Source organism: Hallerella porci (assembly GCF_003148885.1).
In the GTDB taxonomy this organism is placed as follows: domain Bacteria; phylum Fibrobacterota; class Fibrobacteria; order Fibrobacterales; family Fibrobacteraceae; genus Hallerella; species Hallerella porci.
Window position 1 is genome coordinate 31,376 of the sequence record NZ_QGHD01000018.1, and the last position, 16,311, is coordinate 47,686.

Genomic DNA, 16,311 nt, shown 5'->3' on the forward strand with positions numbered 1-16,311 from the left:
TTTTTGTTGGCTTTATAATTCTAAAAGTAATCCGCAGCGAAAGTAAACGTAATCACCGGTCTTCTTTAAATTTTGATAGCCGCTTAAAAGTAAAATCGAAGAATAGCGTCCGAGCTTAATGTCAAAGCCTCCGCCAGCTTTCCACATCATCTGCGAATCGTCGCCGAACGCATACCCGAAGTCAAAGGTGCCGACAGGCATCATCACGCTTCCAAACGGAAGCCGCACATAAGCGCTCGCAAGCGCCGGCACCAAAGTAACATCGCCAAAGCGCTGATAGTCCAAGCCCACGCCGAGGAAAACCATTTGATCGAGCGGATACCAAAGATGAATTGATGTCGAAAAATTGAAGTCCGAAAATTCTTCGGTAAAATTCGTAGAGCCCACGCTGAAATCTGCAGTCAAAGCTTCTGCCGGTTTAAAAGTTAGCAGAGACAAAGATACAATTGCAGCAAGCAAAAACGAAATCGTTTTAGAAGCGGGAGATTCTTCATCGCCGCGAGCTTCGCGTTTCCAACCGCCGCCGTGTTCTTTCTTAAACGAAAGTAAACTGCCTTTGAGCATCGCAAAATTCATGAGCAAAAAATAGTAAGCGCTCGAAGAAATTTTAAAGAGCGCAAGAATAAAGAAGAGCGCAATAAATCCAAAAGTCACATAGTAAACCGGCTGTTTCGCCGAAAGTAAAATCGCATTCAAAATAATCGTCAAAATTGTGATATGTGGAGTTAGCCAGCGAAGAAGTTTATGCGAAAGAAACAGATACGCAGTAATCGGACGCAGCGGATTTAAAAGTGGAATATACGAAAGCAAGTAATTGAAATTGGCGCGTCCAATGCGCACTTTACGACGATATTCGCCAATGCCTTCTTTCGAAGTTTGTTCTGTTCCAATTGCGCTCGAATCAAAAGTGCAAAAGAATCCTTTTTGCAAAACTTTCACCGCGATAAAGAAATCATCCATCACGCTTTTCTTTATCGGAAGTTCTGTATAAAGCGATTTGCGGATAGCGTAAAGCGCGCCGTTTCCGCCGACAAGCCGATCTAAAATGCCTTCAAATTTTTTGATTTCCGATTCCAAATCCCAATAGCTGCGTTCACCCGAGCCGAGCGGACTTCCACTTTTATCGGTTAAAATCAAATGCCCGCAGACACAACCGATTTTCGGATCGCAAAAAGGTGCGACGAGTTTTCGCACCACATTCGGAAAGAACATCGTATTCGCATCGCAGAACACGAGAATTTCTCCTTGCGCTAATTTCTGCAAACGATTTAACATCGCCGCTTTTCCCGCATTCTTCGGCGCTTTCACCAAAGTAATTCCGCGGTCTGCATAACGCGAAATAATTTCTGCCGTTTTATCAGCCGAGCCATCGTCGCCGATTAAAATTTCGAGCAATTCTCGCGGATAATCCAATTCCAAAAAATTCTGAATTTTCTTTTCGATAACAGCTTCTTCGTTAAACGCCGAAACGAGAATTGAAACTTTGGGAAGTTTTCCTTTGCCTTCGACTTTGCGATCTTTGCGACAAAAAATTTCGCTCACAAACGGAAGCGTTACCGGAAAGAGCACGTAGCAGTGCACCAAAAGAAAAAGCAAAATCCAAAAAGCGATTTCTAACGGCAAATAATTCATTGAGAAATCCATTCCTTTTCCTTTTCAAGGAATTGCATCAAAAGCATGCGCAGTTCATCGGAAGAAAGTTTCCCCGAATACGTGAGAATCGAAAGTCCCTTCGGCGCAATGAGCACGTAAGAGGGAACTGCTTGCAAATTCCAAACATCGAAGAAGCAACGATTCGCGGGCAATTTTTTGTCATCGCAAATAATCGAATCTTGAACTTCTTGATTTAAACGCACCGCGTGAAACCGCGAATTTAAAAGAGTAATCACCGATTTATCGCGATAAGTCGTCTTATCCATTTCGCGACAAGGCACGCACCAGTCCGCGACAATGTCCACGAAAATCAATTTATGATCGCTTTTCGCAGAGGCGAGCGCTTCGCTATAATTTTCCCAGCGCACAGAATCCGCAGAAACTTTTCCCGATTTTGCAGCAAACAAAATTCCGCAAAAAACGAAAATGCAAAAAACGATGCGTTTCATTTTTTTCCTTTCGAAGGAGTTGGCTGAGGCCGCGGCGGCGTAATCGCATCTGCAGCAATCGCTAACGAATCGATGTATTCCGAAACCGCGACTTGAAACGGTTCCCACAAATCCGAATGCGTTTGAATTCTTTCTGCAATCGAATCAAAACGTTCTGCGGTATAACCGTATTTTTCGAGGATTCTCACCCGCACAATGCGACCATCGGGAGAAATTTCTCCAAACTCGCGTTCTGCAACCCGCAGATCACCGTATAAGCGAACAAATTCCGGCGGAACAGAAGCCCGATCGGAACACGCTGCGTAAAAAAGCGCAAGCGCTCCGAAAACGAGTTTATTCCTTAAAGAGCCCATCGACATATTCCGCCTTATTAAAAGGCACGAGTTGGTCGATGCGTTCACCCATTCCGACCCAAAGGATAGGAACTTTGAGCGAGCTCGCAATCGAAAGGACAGAACCGCCATGAGCTGTGCCGTCGAGTTTCGTTACCACGAGTCCCGTTAACGGAAAACTCTGATTGAAAATTTTAGCTTGATTAATCGCATTCTGTCCGGTGTTACCGTCGATGACGAGCAGCATATCGTGCGGATAAGCAACGTCTTGCTTTTTCAAAACGCGGACGACTTTGGCGAGTTCTTCCATCAAGTAATCTTTGTTCTGCAAACGTCCAGCCGTATCGATGAAGACGATGTCGCAGCCACGGGCTTTTGCTGCAGCGCAAGCGTCAAACGCAACCGCCGCCGGGTCTGAACCTTCTGCGTGATGCACAAATTCTGCGCCCGCTCGTTCCGCCCAGACTTGAAGCTGTTCAATTGCCGCCGCGCGGAATGTATCGGCAGCAGCAATCATCACCTTATGACCTTCGTCTGCGAATTTTTTGGCAAGCTTTCCAATCGTCGTCGTTTTCCCTGCGCCGTTCACGCCGATGACAAGAATAACGTGCGGATTTCCTTTAAATTCAAACTTCGGCGGATCCATTAAAAAACGTTCCGCTTCAGAGCGAAGAATATCCAACACTTCATCTTGAGAAAGCGATTTTCCGAGCGCTTCTTCGCGGAGGGCATCCGTCAGCGTGAACGCAGCGCTTGTGCCCACGTCCGCTTTGATCAGACGCTCTTCCAAATCTTCGAGCATTTCATCGGTGACTTTGCCTTTGCCAGCAATGCCTTTAATTTCGCCGAGAATTGCATTGCGGGTTTTCGCGAGCCCGCTTTTAATTGCAGAAAAAAATCCCATTAGAGAATGCTCTTCACTTCATCGACAAGACCGTAAGCTTTCGCTTCTTCTGCCGACATAAAATTATCGCGTTCCGTATCGCGGTCCACTTCTTCTGCGGTTTTGCCTGTTGTCTTCGCAATAATTCCCGATGTAATCGAACGGATGCGAAGCATTTCTTCGGCTTGAATTTTAATATCGCTCGCCGGGCCTTCCATTTGACCTTGAATTAACGGCTGATGAATCATAATCCGCGCCGACGGCCAAGCGTAACGTTTTCCTTTTGCGCCTGCGGTTAAAAGGACTGCGCCCATCGAAGCCGCTTGTCCGCAGCAAACCGTAACCACATCGCTTTGGATGGCGTTCATGCAATCGTAAATGGCGAGGCCGCTCGAAATCACGCCGCCCGGGCTATTGATGTAAAAAGTAATGTCGTCGTGCGAAAGCGAATCGAGATAAATCAACTGCTTTACAATTTTTTCTGCGCTTTCATCATCGACTTGATTCCACAAAAAGACTTTGCGACTATTCGAAAAATACTCTTCGGCTTTTTTCATAAAGTCTGGAAGTTGTTCTTTCGCTTGATCTTTTTCTGTTTTCTTCGCGGCGTTCATAAGACTCCATCTGAATTGTTTTTTCTTCAATTTAAAAATTTTTCTTTTTTTGTTTTGGGGATTTTCTGCGGCGCTTTGCGCTACAAGGAAAATTTAGCCGTTTAATTAAATCTAAATTTCATCTCGTGGAACAAACAATCGTCGCCCCTGCAACTCCGAACGGAACTTCTGCGCTTGCCGTGATTCGCGTAAGCGGAAATGAATCGCGAACCATTTTGCAAAAAATGCTCGGCGTAAAAAACGCAATTCCTCGCACAGCAAATCTCGCCGAGATGCGTCATCCCGAAAGCGGAAAATTGTTGGATTCTCTCGTTTATATTTTTTATCAATCGCCGCATTCTTATACCGGCGAAGATTCTTTAGAACTTTTTCCGCACGGAAATCCGTTAATCGTTCGCAATATTCTTCAAGCGATGTGCTCAATTCAAAATGTGAGAATCGCATATCCCGGCGAATATACGAAGCGCGCTTTTTTAAATGGGAAAATGGATTTGGTGCAAGCGGAATCCGTCGCCGAAGTCATCCACAGTCAAACTCTCGCGGGCGTTGAAAATGCGCACAAACTTCTCTCCGGAAAATTTTCTTCCGACATTCACGCTCTCGCACATCAGCTGAAAAATTTATACGCAAGCATTGAACTCGACGTAGACTTTGTCGAAGAAGAAGCGGACCCCGATGTTTCAGGCTGGAAAGAACGCTTTGACGAAATTCAAAATCGCATTCAAAATTTAATTGCGCATTTTAAAAATTCGGGAACGCTTAATCGCAATCCGCGCGTCGTTTTTTACGGAGCCCCAAACGCCGGAAAATCCAGTTTGCTCAATGCGCTCTTAAAAGAAAATCGCGTTCTCGTAAGCAATATTCCTGGCACAACTCGCGACTTCATCGAAGCGACGTTGCATCTTTCTTCGGGCGATGTTACTCTCATCGATACCGCAGGCATCGCAGACATTCCGCAAAACGAACTCGATAAACGTTCGATGGAACAAAGCGAATCGGCAATTGAATCCGCCGATCTTTCCATTTGTCTCGTAGACATTACAAGCGTTCAAACCGAAGAATCGCAAAAGCTTTTGGCAAAAGCCCGCGCTAAAAAAAGTTGGATTATTTATTCCAAAAAAGATTTGAAGGAAAATTTTTCCGAGACGAATTCTGCTGATGAAATTTTTCTTTCGGCAAAAACGGGCGAAGGCTTGGAAAATTTTTGCAAAAAATTAGAAGCCACACTTTTCCCACAAGGTGAAAGCAGCGACGAATATTGGATTACAAGCGAACGCGAATGCGCCGCTTTGAAAGAAGCCTCCGCGGGAATTGACCGCATCCAAATTCTTTTACGCGAAAATCCCGCAGCAGAACTCATCGCTTTTGAAATGCGACAAGTCACAAATGCGCTCGCATCCATCATCGGAGAAATTTCTTCCGAAGATGTTTTGCAAACGATTTTCAGCGGATTTTGCATCGGCAAATAAATTCTCCCCAAATGGAAAAACCCGGCCGAAGCCGGGTTTACTAGAAAGGAGAGAGATGAAAAACGTTTGGGTAAAAAGACGCAATTAAGCGGCGTCTAACACTTGGTCAATTTTTGTGCTGCGGAGCTTTGCCAATGCGCGTTCTTTCACTTGGCGAACGCGTTCCTTCGAAAGTCCCACCATTTTGCCGATTTCTTTCAAATTCAAATCAGCGTCCATGTCCAAGCCATAATAAAGTCCGAGAACGCGATGTTCTTGTTCCGTCAAATTTTCTTTTAACAAATTGTTGAGAGAAGCTTGTTCGCCGTTCTTGGCTGCGAGCGCATCTGTCGCTTCGGTATCTGCCGGCAAGCATTCGCCGAGAGTCGAATCGCCATCTTCGCCGACAGGAGAATCGAGAGAAGAAGAACGTGCGCCCATCTGCAAAATTTTTTCAATTTCTTTTGCATTGTAACGGCTTGCGCCTTCGAGGCTTTCGGGGTCAATTACCATTTGACCGCCGACAACTTGACGCGTCTTTGTCGAAAGACGATTGAAGCGACGAAGCACCAATTCTTTTTCGGCGCTAATGCGCACCAAGCGAGCTTTTTCCGAAATGGCGCGGATAATATTTTGACGAATCCACCAAACCGCATAACTGATAAATTTGATTTTCTGATTCGGATCAAAACGGCGAGCGGCTTCGATTAAGCCCATATTGCCTTCGTTAATGAGTTCGCCAATGTCCAAGCCTTGGCCTTTATACAAGTTTGCAATGTTAACAACAAATTTCAAATTGGATTTTACAAGGAGATCAATCGCGCGACGATTGCCTTGATGGGCAAGAGGAATTAAAACTTTTTCTTGTTCGCGTGTGAGGAGCGGATACTTTGCGATGTCATTCAAGTATTGAAAGTAAATAGAATTCATCTGTCGTTACCTCTTTATTTTTTATAGCGACCTTTTCGCTACGCCTTGAATTTAAAGCCAAAATCCGGGTGAAGTGTCAGAAAGAGCCCTAGTTTTGGCAAAAGCTTCATCGCCTTTTTGTCTTTGTTTATCGTTTTTTTGTCATTATTCTGTCATTTTCCAAAAAAAAGTCCCTATATTGTGGACATGAAAACGATTAAGCAGAAAGAAAAATTGTCTTTGAGCGATTTTGAAAATTTTAATGCGATCAATTCTCGCCGAAAAATTCCCGAATGGCTCAGCGGAAGAAAGCCCGTTTCTGCGACATCGATGCGCATCATGATGCTTTTATTCTTTTTAGCGGTGGGTTATGTGGCAGCTTCTGCGGGAAGCATAGAGCCTTCATTTTCCAATAAAAATATCATCGCCGCATTTATCTGCGTGTTAAATTTTTTCCTCGGATTTTTTCTCAACCAAACTTTATTCGTTCCCAAATTTTTCTTTAAGCGAAAATTTGTCCTTTTCGCCTTTGTCAATGTTTTATTTCTCGTAGAATCTTCTCTCGTTCAAGATTTATTCATCCTTTGGGTAAGCGGATCTTGGGGACCTTTACTCGGTTCTTTTTACAGAATCGATTCGGTTGGACGCGCTTTATTTTTGTTCTTAATTTTCTTCATCATCACATTAATCGTTTGCACATTTAATGTGCTCTTCCGCTTAGGTGGTTTACATGCGCAAGAAGTATTCCAAAAACGCATCCAAGAAAATTTTTATTTGCAAGCAGACCTCGCATTCTTAAAGCAACAGCTTTCGTCGCACTTTCTTTTTAACACATTAAACAACATCACCGCTCTCGTTGATATCGATCCGAAACTTGCGCAAAAATCGATGATTCGCCTTTCTTCGGTTCTGCGGCAAATGTTACACGAATCCAAAGAAGAGAACGTTTCTCTTGAAACCGAACTTGACATTTTGCAAAAATATTGCGAATTAGAAAAATTGCGATTTGGTCCAAATATGCAATTCTCATTTACAACCGATGTGAAAGATCCCGAGAAACAAGTAGCGCCACTTTTCATGATGCCGCTGATTGAAAATGCGATTAAATATGGCATGCATCCCTCTGCGCCCTGCCGCATTGAAATTGCGATTTTTGAACAAAACGATGTTTTAAAATGTCACGTGGAAAATACCATCGCCCCGAAGACGGCCTCGACTCAAGTGAAAAGTGGAATCGGACTTTCCAATCTCAAGCGCCGCCTCGAAGTTTGTTATCCCGGCAAATACCTTTACAAAGCGGATAATTCGGCGGGCATTTACACGGCGGATTTACACATTGAACTCAATGGCTTTCAAACGCCAAGTGTAAAAGACTTTTCAATTTATAAAAATTAAAGCCGTCAATTCCTGAAAAATTTCCAAACAAAAAATACCCGAGCTTTTGGCTCGGGCATTTTTAGAATCACTTCTCTTCGTTAAGCAGAAGCCTTCACCTGGTTCACGACGGCAGCAAATGCTTCCGGATCGCTCACAGCGAGGTCAGCGAGAACCTTACGGTTGATGCTGATGTTCGCCTTGGACAACAGATGGATGAATTGGCTGTAGCTTAAATCAAATTCACGCACAGCTGCGTTCAAGCGGGTGATCCACAAAGTGCGGAATGCGCCCTTCTTGTCGCGACGGTGAGCGTATGCATATTGACCAGCATGAGCAACAGCGTCTTTCGCAAGACGAATGTTCGACTTACGACGGCCGTAGAAGCCCTTTGCAGCTTTGAGAATGTTCTTGCGGCGTGCGCGAGAAGGAACTCTAGTCTTAGAACGTGGCATTCTTACTTACTCCTTATGCTTTGACAAGCAGACGCTTGACTCTGTATTCATCGGATTTCTTGACGGTTCCGGCTTTACGCAAATTGCGCTTACGCTTTGTCGTCATCTTGGTAAGAATGTGGCGAAGACCAGCGCGTTTGAACTTCACGTGGCCGCTGCCGGTCACGCGGAAGCGCTTCTTAGCACCACCGTGGGTTTTCATCTTAGGCATTGTTTACCTCTTCGGTTTGTTGTGTAGCCTCACCTGCTGCCTTTGGCTCGGTTGCGGGCTTTTGCGGTGCAGCCTTAGGAGCTACTCCGCGACGTGGACCGTAGATGTAGAGAAGAGTATTCCCTTCCATCCGCGAATCCGTTTCCAATTCGCCGACATCTGCCAAATCTTCTTTGGCGCGTTCCATCAGTCGGCGGCCGTAGTCCATGTGCGCCATTTCGCGTCCACGGAACTGCATAATCAAACGAACTTTCATGCCATCTTCGAGGAAGCCGCGAATTTGCTTGATACGATACAAGTAATCGTTTTCTGCGGTCTTCGGATGCATTTTAATTTCTTTCAGCTTGACCACATGCTGCTTTGCTTTTGCAGCCTTTGCTTTCTTCGCTTGTTCGAACTTGTATTTGCTGTAATTGATAATACGGCAAACTGGCGGTTTCGCATTCGGCGAGACTTCCACCAGATCCAGTCCGGCGTTCTTTGCCATCTGCAAAGCTTTGCGCGTATCAATGACTTCTTGGGTTCCGTCTTCTTTGATTACGCGAACCGGAGAAATGTGAATGGCTTCGTTGATACGGGTGCCGTCAGCAGGACGGTTCGGCATTTGCCTCAGACGCGGATTAGGAAACAAGTTCTACTACCTCATGAAAATGGTTGAATTTGTCCGAAAATTTAGCAAAGATATGGAAAAAGTTCAACTTTTTCTTCTCTTCCCCTTTGGAATTTACCGTTTTTTTTGTATAATTGTGTTCGCTGCGGCGGTAGCTCAATGGTAGAGCTTTAGCCTTCCAAGCTAATGGTTGCCGGTTCGATCCCGGTCCGCCGCTCGAAAAAGCCCTCGGAAATTCTCCGCGGGCTTTTTTATTTTCCCTTTTCATTTTGCAGCGCTTTGCGCCCGTTAATTCCGAATCATCGGTTTTTCGGTTTTTACCACCGTAAACGATTCCAAGACTCCCGATTTCCAAACAAAGAAAACGGCGAGGAAAAATAAAAGCACCAAAAGAATTGTGCCGAAATTTGATTTCTGCGGTTCAAGTCCGCGAATGCGAGCGGTTTGCACTTTATTTTTGAATCGAGAATCGACAGCGTCGATCGTCACATAATCGCCGATGATAGGCTCGCGCGGAATACGCCCAAAGGCGCTTTTTGTAACGCCATAAGTTTTGTGAGTTGCCTCGGAATAAATCGTCCCCGTATGATTTGACGCATTCCAAGATGAAATTTTACCGATATCGACAACCATAAATGTCCTCCGTACTTTTTTACAATATACAAAAGCATTTTTGTGGGCATTTTATTCTCGGGAAAAAGCACAAAAAAAGCGGCCTTCGAAAAGACCGCTTTTTGCTTGGAAATGTTTCCGAAAATTAGATCGTATCCATTCTTTCGACGTCTTTTTCGTAATCGACGCCAGCGATGTCAAAGCCATTTGTCGCGAGGAAGTCGTGACGATAACCTTGAAGGTCGCCGAGTTCTGCGATGTTATTTTCGTTGACAATCGCCATATATTTTGCGACTTCTTCTTGCACCTTCGGATCCAATTCGAGTTCGTCGATGCGGATGCGCTTTTCGTCATCGGTCGGCACCGCTTTACCCGTGTAAAGGCGTTCTGCAAACAAACGTTCCATCTGTTCGATGCAACCTTCGTGAGTGCCGTTTCTCTTCATAATTTTGAAGAGAATGGAGATGTAAAGCGGAATCAGAGGAATCACCGCCGAAGAACGGGTGACAAGGCCTTTGTTCACCGAAATGTAAGCTTCGCCGTTCAAAGACTTCTTGAGAGAAGCGTCAATTTCGCGGGCAGTGCGTTCGATATCTTTCTTCGCAGCTCCGATCGTACCGTCGCGGTAAATAGCATGCGTATAAGTCGGTCCAATGTAAGAGTAAGCAACCGTCTTCACGCCTTCGGCGAGAACGCCCGCTTCCGAAAGTTGTTGAATCCAACGTGCCCAGTCTTCGCCGCCCATGACTTTTACCGTCTGACGCTTTTCTTCTTCATTTGCCACTTCTGCGGTAATAATTGAGAACTTTCCGGTCACCACGTCCATCGTTGCGCCCGAGAACGTTTTCGTTAACGGCTTCAAAACGCTGCGGTATTTTTCGCCCGTCACCGGATCCACGCGGACAGCACTTGCCACACTGTAAATCACGAGGTCAATTTTTCCGAATTGCTTCGAAGCTTCGATAACTTGTTTCCGCATTTCGTCGGAGAATGCGTCACCATTAAATGTGACGCAGCCAAGACCCTTTGCCTTTGCAGCACGGTCAAATGCCATGTTGTTGTACCAGCCCGGGGTTCCGCTCTTCGATTCTGTGCCTTCTTTTTCGAAGGAAACGCCAATCGTATTTGCGCCGCATTCAAAAGCTGCAGCAATACGACTTGCAAGACCATAACCGGTGGAGCAACCGAGAACGAGGACGTTCTTCGGAGCACTCGGAAGTTTGCCGCGTTCTGCCGCCTTCTTTTCGACATAAGCGATTTGGTTTTCCACTTCTTTCGCACAGCCAATCGGATGAGCGTTAATGCACATGTTGCTGCGGATGAGAGGCTTGATAATCATAAGGTTGCTCCTTGTTAATCCTTAAACTTTTTGATGATAACGACGCCGTTGTGCCCGCCGAATCCAAGAGATGCGGACGCTGCACAATCGATGTTTCCAGCAATTCCCACATTCGGCGTATAATCCAAATCGCATTCCGGATCTGGATTTTCCAAATTGATTGTTGCAGGGTAGAATGAATTGGTAATGGCGAGAGTCGTGATAATCGCTTCAATTGCGCCAGCAGCACCGACGCAGTGACCCGTCATACTCTTCGTACTCGAAATTTTGATTTTCTTTGCGTGATCGCCGAGCGCAATTTTAAGCATTGCGGTTTCGGTCAAATCATTCAAATGCGTCGATGTACCATGCGCATTGTAATACTGAATTTCTTCGGGCTGAATTCCCGCATCTTGGATGGCGCGAGTTAATGCTTTCGCACAAGTTTCTCCACCCGGACGCGGACTCGTAATGTGATACGCATCCGCAGATGCACCGTAGCCGGCGAGTTCTGCATAAATGCGAGCACCGCGAGCCTTTGCGTGTTCCAATTCTTCGAGAACTAAAATGCCTCCGCCTTCGCCCATCACAAAACCGGAGCGGTCTTTATCAAATGGGCGCGAAGCTTTTTCTGGTGCGTCGTTGAATTTATCGGTAAGCGCATGCATTCCCGCAAAACTCTTGATGGAGAATTCGGTAATGCCACTTTCCGAACCACCCGCAAGACAAACATCTAAACGTCCAGAACGAATTGTGTCAAAAGCAAGGCCAATCGCATCGGTTCCCGAAGCGCAAGCGGTCGCAATCGTCCACGCGCAGCCGGTAATGCCAAGCGCAATTGAAACATTTGCGCCCGCTTCGTTTGCGATTAATTCGGGCATCGCAAGCGGCGATGCACGACGCTTTCCGCATTCGATGTACTTGGCATACGAGGCGTCAAAGACATCCATTCCGCTGAGGCCGTTTCCGGCAACGATTCCCGTTTTTTCGGCAGCGAGATCTTCTTTCGAAAGCTTTGCGTCGGCAACAGCTTCATTGGCTGCAGCGAGCAAAAACTGCGTAAACCGAGACATGCGGCGCGCTTCTTTCGGATCAATCCCGTGTTCTTCGGGCTTAAAATCCTTGATTTCTGCCGCAATTTTCACCGGGCAATTACTTGCATCAAAAAGCGTAATCGGAGCGACTCCGCTTTTTCCTTGTTGAATGGCCTTCCACAGCGAAGGAACCGTTTTTCCAATCGGAGAAACTGTGCCCATTCCCGTGATTACAACGCGTCTTTTGCTCATTTAATTCGCCTTGTCTTTCGGTTGTTCCTGCTTGTCTTTTTCACGAATCGCCACCCGCCGGATTTTTCCGCTGATGGTTTTCGGAAGTTCTGTGACAAAGTCAATGATACGCGGGCTCTTGTAAGATGCCGCCACTTTCTTTGTGAACAGTTGAATGTCCTTTGCGAGTTCCTTGGATGCGGTATAACCGCTCTGCAGAACGATTGTCGCCTTAATCGCTTGTCCGCGCGAAGCGTCTTCGACGCCCGTCACCGCGACTTCCAAAACCGCCGGGTGCTTCAAAAGAACTTCTTCGACTTCAAACGGACTGATGCGATAGCCGGAACTTTTAATCAAATCGTCCGTGCGCCCGACAAACCAGCAATAACCGTTCTGGTCGCGCCATGCGGTATCGCCCGTATGATACACGCCGCCTTCGAAAACTTTCTGCGTGCGTTCTTCGTCACGGTAATAACCGCCGAACATTCCGAACGGTTTTCCGCCATCGATGCGAATAATGATTTCACCGACTTCTTCTGCTTTACACGGCTTTCCTTCGGTATCCACGATATCGATGCGATAACCCGGAGACGGCATTCCCATCGAGCCCGAACGCGGATCTTTCCACGGATAATTTCCCATGGTGAGAGTGAGTTCCGTTTGACCGTAACCTTCGTACAATTTGATGCCGGTTTTCGCAAGCCAGCGATCGTAAATATCCGTGTTGAGAGCTTCGCCAGCAGTCACGCAATATTTGAGACTCGACAAATCATACTTCGCAGGATCATGCTGCAAAAGATAACGATAAACCGTCGGCGGAGCGCAGAATGTCGTGATTTTATATTCGGACATTTTTTCCAAAAGTTTGCCCGGAATAAAAGTGTTCATATCATAAGTGAACACAGCGCTTCCCGCGATCCATTGCCCGTAAATTTTTCCCCAGAGAGCTTTTGCCCAACCGGTTTCTGCAACGGTTAAATGACGCCCGTCATCGACGACATTTTGCCAATACTTCGCTGTCACAATGTGGCCAAGCGGATACGTAAATGTATGCGCCACCATTTTCGGATTGCTCGAAGTTCCGCTCGTAAAATAGATGACCATAATGTCATCATTTTTAATGGCGTCTTCGCCTGTCGGGCGTTCAAATTTCGAAGAGCAAATTTCGTAATCATCGTAGAAAGAAATCCAACCCTGACGCGGTTGACCAATAGCGACAAGGCTTTCGAGCGAAGGCGCTTTTTCTTTGGCAACTTCGATTTCTTTTTGCAAATTCGGATCATCGTATGCGACGACCATTTTAATTTCTGCCGCATTAAAGCGATATTCCAAATCCGCAGAAGTTAACATATTCGTTGCCGGCACAGCGATAGCGCCGATGCGATGCAAAGCCAAAAGGAAGAACCAGAATTCATAACGGCGGCGGAGCATTAACTGCACCCGATCCCCTTTCCGGATTCCGTGCTGCTTTAAGAAATTCGCAGTCCGCTTTGACGCAAGCGATAAATCCTTGAACGTAAAAATATGACGTTCATCATTATCATCGCACCAAACGAGAGCTTCTTTTTTGGGGCAAGTCTGCGCATAGTCGTCAACGACATCAAACGCAAAGTTAAAGTTTTCAGGAACGTGAATTTTGAAGTTCTCGTATAAATCTTCGTAAGAACTATATTCCACGCGATCGATAAATTTGAGAAGTTGATTCATAAAAACCCAGTAAAATTAAAGGATCAAAGATCTCTGTAAAAGATTTTTTCGCGTTTCGAAAGTGCATAGCGCACCAAATTCAAGATGCGTTTTTCACCGATGGAAGTAAAGTCCACATGGTGAATCGTAAGGCGCGGCGTTCCCAGCGGCGCTTGAATCGTAAGGCACGCAGACGTTTGCGCAATTCCCAAAGAAATATCCGGAAGACCTGCAAAGCTAATTCCCATCGAAAGGAATTTTTCTACCGGCTTTTCTTCCGCTTTCTTTTCCGTCGATTCGTCGGCATCTTCATGGACCGACACAATCAAATCGCGCTTTTTATAAATCGTCGTGCGATCTTCGTAAGTCTTAAATTTTTCAAGAATTTGATCTTTCAAATAATTGTTATCATACCACGCCGGCGGGACGTAACCAATCGGCAATTCTTCTTGGCCGAGCGCATACCAAAGCGCAATAGAACGATCGAGAAGAGTCTGCGATTCTTCTTTCGAAAGTCCCGCAAATTCGGCGACATTGCTCGAAAGCATCAAAGCGCTTTTACCAAACACCGAGCGTTCTTTGCTCAAGTTTGCAGCATGACGCGCACCGTGCAACAAAAGTTCGTGGCCGTCTGCTTTTAATTTGGCAACCGCTGCGCAAAAATTTTCGCGTTCTTCTTCGGGGGCAGCTCCCACAGCGGGCACAACCGCAACCGAAATCGGGGAACCAGCAGTGCTTGAAATCTGATCGATTTGCACTAGAGCTTTTTCAAAGTTCCGAATGTTGAAATCGTGGTAGCAAAGAATAAATCTTTTGCCTTTAAAATTTTCTGCCTCAGCTGCAGAAATGTCGGCGATATCTTTGTTCAGTTCCATTCAAATTCTCCTTTTTGCGGTAAAATAGAAAAAGCTGCAAAAAAGCGCCTTCAAAATAAAAACACATTCCACTTGCAAAAGCGTTTCCCGTCCCTTTTTCAAAAACGGCGGGATTATTTTCGCCGATTTCGCAAGCCGCATTTCCAAAGAACAGATGTAATTAACGAAGGATTTAATTAACGGGGATTTAGTAAAGGTCTGAAAAAAATGAAGGATTCACAAATTCTACTGGAACCATTAAAAACCGCTCCTTATATCCTAAAAAAGCCACAATCCCTTCAATAATGGACGGTTATGGAATTTCAGTTCACGAGTCTGCCGAACTAGTTGAAGAATAATCGATAAATTTATCAAATTCTCTTCGCCATAATGGTTCACGCTAAAGATGGCTTTATGAAAGCAATTTCAACACGATCATTGGCAAAATAAACTTTTTTGCTATTTTTTGAAACGTTTTTTACGGCGTATGGAATGACAAAACAAATCCTGTGCATTTTTTTGACAATGTTCGCTTTTTCCTTTGCGGAAAAGGATTTTGACAACGCAAAAGAGGAATTTGTAAGCGAACCGAAAAGTGGCGAAGAGGCGGCGAAATATATGACAGATTCCGAAGGAAATGTCTTGTTTGGAAAAGTTCCTTCGGTGGAAGAATGCAAATCCTACGATGGTCCCAAATTGCTGACCGAATTTGCATGGGGAGGGGACGAACGGTGAAAAATTAAAGTACTGCGTGACGTTTTTGTTTATGCTCGCCATTTTTGCTTGTTCTGAAAATACAGGCACGTCGCCCGGCAAGGTTGAAGACAACACACCCTTCGGATGGTTGGAAGGGGGATTTACTCCCGAGACAAGGTTCGATCGCGGCGGGGGTCTTCAAAAAGTAGCCCATTCCGGCGATTGGATTGTGTTAATGGATGCCTGGACAAGCCCGGTGGACAGCAACGATACCCTGTTTGGAAATTATACATACACGCCCAGACTGTTTATTTCCAAGATTGGCTCCGATCCGGTCGTTCCTCCACCAAAAACGCGCGTCAGAATGCTTTACGCTGATGAGGGAGGCATCTATGTGGGGACGTATGCCTCTGCCGAAATTCTTCAGTATCATCCTTTTGAAAAATTATGGAACATAAAAAAAATTATTAGTGTCCGGTAAAACTTTTTAATTCAACCTGAAATCTAACAAAAAAGGCGACTTCCGTTTCCGGGAGCCGCCGCTTTTGACTATAGTTTCTTTTGCACATAAAACAAATTCAAAAGCACTATGGAATGTAGAAATTTTACCGGACAGCCGATATACGCACAAATCACAAAATACCTCTCTAAAGGCGAAATTCTGGGGCAATCCCGCAGCGTTGGCGGGGAACGCTATGTCAAGAAGTTCGACGGGTTCCAGCACCTGCTCGTGCTGTTGTTCGCTGTATTCAAAAATTACAGGTCCCTGCGCGAAATCCTTACGGGAGTGAACACGGAAGCGAGGCACCTGTGGCACGCCGAGTTCACGGGACCGCTGAAGATGAGCACTTTCTCAGACGCGAACAACAGACGCCCCTGCAAGTTCTTCGAGGCCGTCTACAAGTCGCTCTACGAAAAGTTCGGCCGTTTTTTACCGGACAG

The 16,311-nt window shown here is 45.6% G+C and carries 19 protein-coding genes and 1 tRNA gene; 6 read left to right on the plus strand and 14 right to left on the minus strand.

Annotated features, from left to right (window positions below; translation table 11 throughout):
• Nucleotides 1-12 precede the first annotated feature (12 nt).
• The 5 genes from B0H50_RS08865 to B0H50_RS08885 are packed head-to-tail and all read right to left on the minus strand — an operon-like array spanning nt 13 to nt 3,931.
• Nucleotides 13-1,644, minus strand: coding sequence for a glycosyltransferase family 2 protein (locus B0H50_RS08865; RefSeq protein ID WP_233244673.1), 1,632 nt, complete (start codon nt 1,642-1,644; stop codon nt 13-15).
• Nucleotides 1,629-2,102, minus strand: a complete 474-nt coding sequence (locus tag B0H50_RS08870; RefSeq protein WP_106198271.1) for a thioredoxin family protein — start codon at nt 2,100-2,102, stop codon at nt 1,629-1,631. Before B0H50_RS08870 ends, B0H50_RS08865 begins: the two co-directional genes overlap by 16 nt.
• On the minus strand, nt 2,099-2,455 hold the full coding sequence (locus B0H50_RS08875) for a hypothetical protein (RefSeq protein ID WP_146129153.1): 357 nt from the start codon (nt 2,453-2,455) through the stop codon (nt 2,099-2,101). Before B0H50_RS08875 ends, B0H50_RS08870 begins: the two co-directional genes overlap by 4 nt.
• Complete coding sequence (gene ftsY, locus B0H50_RS08880) at nt 2,436-3,338, minus strand: signal recognition particle-docking protein FtsY (protein ID WP_106198269.1); 903 nt, start codon at nt 3,336-3,338, stop codon at nt 2,436-2,438. Before ftsY ends, B0H50_RS08875 begins: the two co-directional genes overlap by 20 nt.
• On the minus strand, nt 3,338-3,931 hold the full coding sequence (locus B0H50_RS08885; protein WP_106198268.1) for a ClpP family protease: 594 nt from the start codon (nt 3,929-3,931) through the stop codon (nt 3,338-3,340). The genes ftsY and B0H50_RS08885 overlap by 1 nt, the downstream gene beginning before the upstream one ends.
• A 125-nt stretch (nt 3,932-4,056) precedes the next feature.
• Here B0H50_RS08885 and mnmE point away from each other — a divergent pair, with 125 nt between their 5' ends.
• Nucleotides 4,057-5,400, plus strand: coding sequence for a tRNA uridine-5-carboxymethylaminomethyl(34) synthesis GTPase MnmE (gene mnmE / locus B0H50_RS08890; protein WP_233244675.1), 1,344 nt, complete (start codon nt 4,057-4,059; stop codon nt 5,398-5,400).
• A gap of 84 nt (nt 5,401-5,484) precedes the next feature.
• Here the strand turns inward: mnmE and B0H50_RS08895 are convergent, their stop codons facing one another.
• Nucleotides 5,485-6,309: a sigma-70 family RNA polymerase sigma factor gene (locus tag B0H50_RS08895; protein ID WP_106198266.1), complete on the minus strand. Its 825-nt coding sequence runs from the start codon at nt 6,307-6,309 to the stop codon at nt 5,485-5,487.
• Nucleotides 6,310-6,495: 186 nt separating this feature from the next.
• Between B0H50_RS08895 and B0H50_RS08900 the strand changes: the two genes are divergently transcribed.
• A complete protein-coding gene (locus B0H50_RS08900; RefSeq protein ID WP_109587579.1) occupies nt 6,496-7,683 on the plus strand; it encodes a sensor histidine kinase in 1,188 nt (395 codons plus the stop codon).
• An 80-nt stretch (nt 7,684-7,763) separates the two neighbouring features.
• On the opposite strand, the gene rplT is transcribed toward B0H50_RS08900, so the two are convergent.
• Genes rplT through infC form a run of 3 tightly spaced genes read right to left on the minus strand, consistent with a single transcriptional unit; the run spans nt 7,764 to nt 8,932 of the window.
• On the minus strand, nt 7,764-8,117 hold the full coding sequence (gene rplT, locus B0H50_RS08905) for a 50S ribosomal protein L20 (protein ID WP_106198264.1): 354 nt from the start codon (nt 8,115-8,117) through the stop codon (nt 7,764-7,766).
• A gap of 13 nt (nt 8,118-8,130) precedes the next feature.
• Nucleotides 8,131-8,328 carry a 50S ribosomal protein L35 gene (rpmI, locus tag B0H50_RS08910; RefSeq protein ID WP_100425384.1) on the minus strand — a complete coding sequence of 66 codons (198 nt, stop codon included), beginning with the start codon at nt 8,326-8,328 and terminating at the stop codon, nt 8,131-8,133.
• On the minus strand, nt 8,321-8,932 hold the full coding sequence (gene infC / locus B0H50_RS08915; protein ID WP_106198263.1) for a translation initiation factor IF-3: 612 nt from the start codon (nt 8,930-8,932) through the stop codon (nt 8,321-8,323). The genes rpmI and infC overlap by 8 nt, the downstream gene beginning before the upstream one ends.
• Nucleotides 8,933-9,083: 151 nt before the next feature.
• On the opposite strand from infC, the gene B0H50_RS08920 reads away from it, so the two are divergent.
• Nucleotides 9,084-9,155, plus strand: a tRNA-Gly gene (locus tag B0H50_RS08920).
• Nucleotides 9,156-9,226: 71 nt separating this feature from the next.
• Here the strand turns inward: B0H50_RS08920 and B0H50_RS08925 are convergent.
• The 5 genes from B0H50_RS08925 to B0H50_RS08945 form a co-directional block, all read right to left on the minus strand.
• A complete protein-coding gene (locus B0H50_RS08925) occupies nt 9,227-9,571 on the minus strand; it encodes a hypothetical protein (RefSeq protein WP_106198262.1) in 345 nt (114 codons plus the stop codon).
• A gap of 124 nt (nt 9,572-9,695) precedes the next feature.
• Nucleotides 9,696-10,889: an enoyl-ACP reductase FabV gene (gene fabV / locus B0H50_RS08930; RefSeq protein WP_106198261.1), complete on the minus strand. Its 1,194-nt coding sequence runs from the start codon at nt 10,887-10,889 to the stop codon at nt 9,696-9,698.
• 14 nt (nt 10,890-10,903) lie between these two features.
• Entirely contained in the window at nt 10,904-12,154 is a 1,251-nt protein-coding gene (gene fabF, locus B0H50_RS08935) for a beta-ketoacyl-ACP synthase II (protein WP_106198260.1), read from the minus strand.
• Nucleotides 12,155-13,840 (minus strand): AMP-binding protein, encoded by a 1,686-nt coding sequence (locus B0H50_RS08940; protein WP_109587580.1) that lies wholly within the window; start codon nt 13,838-13,840, stop codon nt 12,155-12,157.
• A gap of 23 nt (nt 13,841-13,863) precedes the next feature.
• Complete coding sequence (locus tag B0H50_RS08945) at nt 13,864-14,694, minus strand: DUF2334 domain-containing protein (protein WP_109587581.1); 831 nt, start codon at nt 14,692-14,694, stop codon at nt 13,864-13,866.
• Nucleotides 14,695-15,198: 504 nt separating this feature from the next.
• Between B0H50_RS08945 and B0H50_RS08950 the strand changes: the two genes are divergently transcribed.
• The 3 genes from B0H50_RS08950 to B0H50_RS08960 all read left to right on the plus strand — a co-directional run.
• A complete protein-coding gene (locus B0H50_RS08950) occupies nt 15,199-15,408 on the plus strand; it encodes a hypothetical protein (protein ID WP_146193718.1) in 210 nt (69 codons plus the stop codon).
• A gap of 31 nt (nt 15,409-15,439) precedes the next feature.
• Entirely contained in the window at nt 15,440-15,850 is a 411-nt protein-coding gene (locus B0H50_RS08955) for a hypothetical protein (protein ID WP_109587583.1), read from the plus strand.
• A gap of 108 nt (nt 15,851-15,958) precedes the next feature.
• A partial coding sequence (locus tag B0H50_RS08960) for a DUF4372 domain-containing protein (RefSeq protein ID WP_146193719.1) occupies nt 15,959-16,311 on the plus strand: 353 nt, incomplete at its 3' end.

What these genes read in the sequence shown, in the direction of transcription:
- B0H50_RS08865 (WP_233244673.1), bottom strand. Translation starts at nt 1,644, where the DNA reads ATGGATTTCTCAATGAATTATTTGCCGTTAGAAATCGCTTTTTGGATT.
- B0H50_RS08870 (WP_106198271.1), bottom strand. Translation starts at nt 2,102, where the DNA reads ATGAAACGCATCGTTTTTTGCATTTTCGTTTTTTGCGGAATTTTGTTT.
- B0H50_RS08875 (WP_146129153.1), bottom strand. Translation starts at nt 2,455, where the DNA reads ATGGGCTCTTTAAGGAATAAACTCGTTTTCGGAGCGCTTGCGCTTTTT.
- ftsY (WP_106198269.1), bottom strand. Translation starts at nt 3,338, where the DNA reads ATGGGATTTTTTTCTGCAATTAAAAGCGGGCTCGCGAAAACCCGCAAT.
- B0H50_RS08885 (WP_106198268.1), bottom strand. Translation starts at nt 3,931, where the DNA reads ATGAACGCCGCGAAGAAAACAGAAAAAGATCAAGCGAAAGAACAACTT.
- B0H50_RS08895 (WP_106198266.1), bottom strand. Translation starts at nt 6,309, where the DNA reads ATGAATTCTATTTACTTTCAATACTTGAATGACATCGCAAAGTATCCG.
- B0H50_RS08900 (WP_109587579.1), top strand. Translation starts at nt 6,496, where the DNA reads ATGAAAACGATTAAGCAGAAAGAAAAATTGTCTTTGAGCGATTTTGAA.
- rplT (WP_106198264.1), bottom strand. Translation starts at nt 8,117, where the DNA reads ATGCCACGTTCTAAGACTAGAGTTCCTTCTCGCGCACGCCGCAAGAAC.
- rpmI (WP_100425384.1), bottom strand. Translation starts at nt 8,328, where the DNA reads ATGCCTAAGATGAAAACCCACGGTGGTGCTAAGAAGCGCTTCCGCGTG.
- infC (WP_106198263.1), bottom strand. Translation starts at nt 8,932, where the DNA reads ATGCCGAACCGTCCTGCTGACGGCACCCGTATCAACGAAGCCATTCAC.
- B0H50_RS08925 (WP_106198262.1), bottom strand. Translation starts at nt 9,571, where the DNA reads ATGGTTGTCGATATCGGTAAAATTTCATCTTGGAATGCGTCAAATCAT.
- fabV (WP_106198261.1), bottom strand. Translation starts at nt 10,889, where the DNA reads ATGATTATCAAGCCTCTCATCCGCAGCAACATGTGCATTAACGCTCAT.
- fabF (WP_106198260.1), bottom strand. Translation starts at nt 12,154, where the DNA reads ATGAGCAAAAGACGCGTTGTAATCACGGGAATGGGCACAGTTTCTCCG.
- B0H50_RS08940 (WP_109587580.1), bottom strand. Translation starts at nt 13,840, where the DNA reads ATGAATCAACTTCTCAAATTTATCGATCGCGTGGAATATAGTTCTTAC.
- B0H50_RS08945 (WP_109587581.1), bottom strand. Translation starts at nt 14,694, where the DNA reads ATGGAACTGAACAAAGATATCGCCGACATTTCTGCAGCTGAGGCAGAA.
- B0H50_RS08950 (WP_146193718.1), top strand. Translation starts at nt 15,199, where the DNA reads ATGTTCGCTTTTTCCTTTGCGGAAAAGGATTTTGACAACGCAAAAGAG.
- B0H50_RS08955 (WP_109587583.1), top strand. Translation starts at nt 15,440, where the DNA reads ATGCTCGCCATTTTTGCTTGTTCTGAAAATACAGGCACGTCGCCCGGC.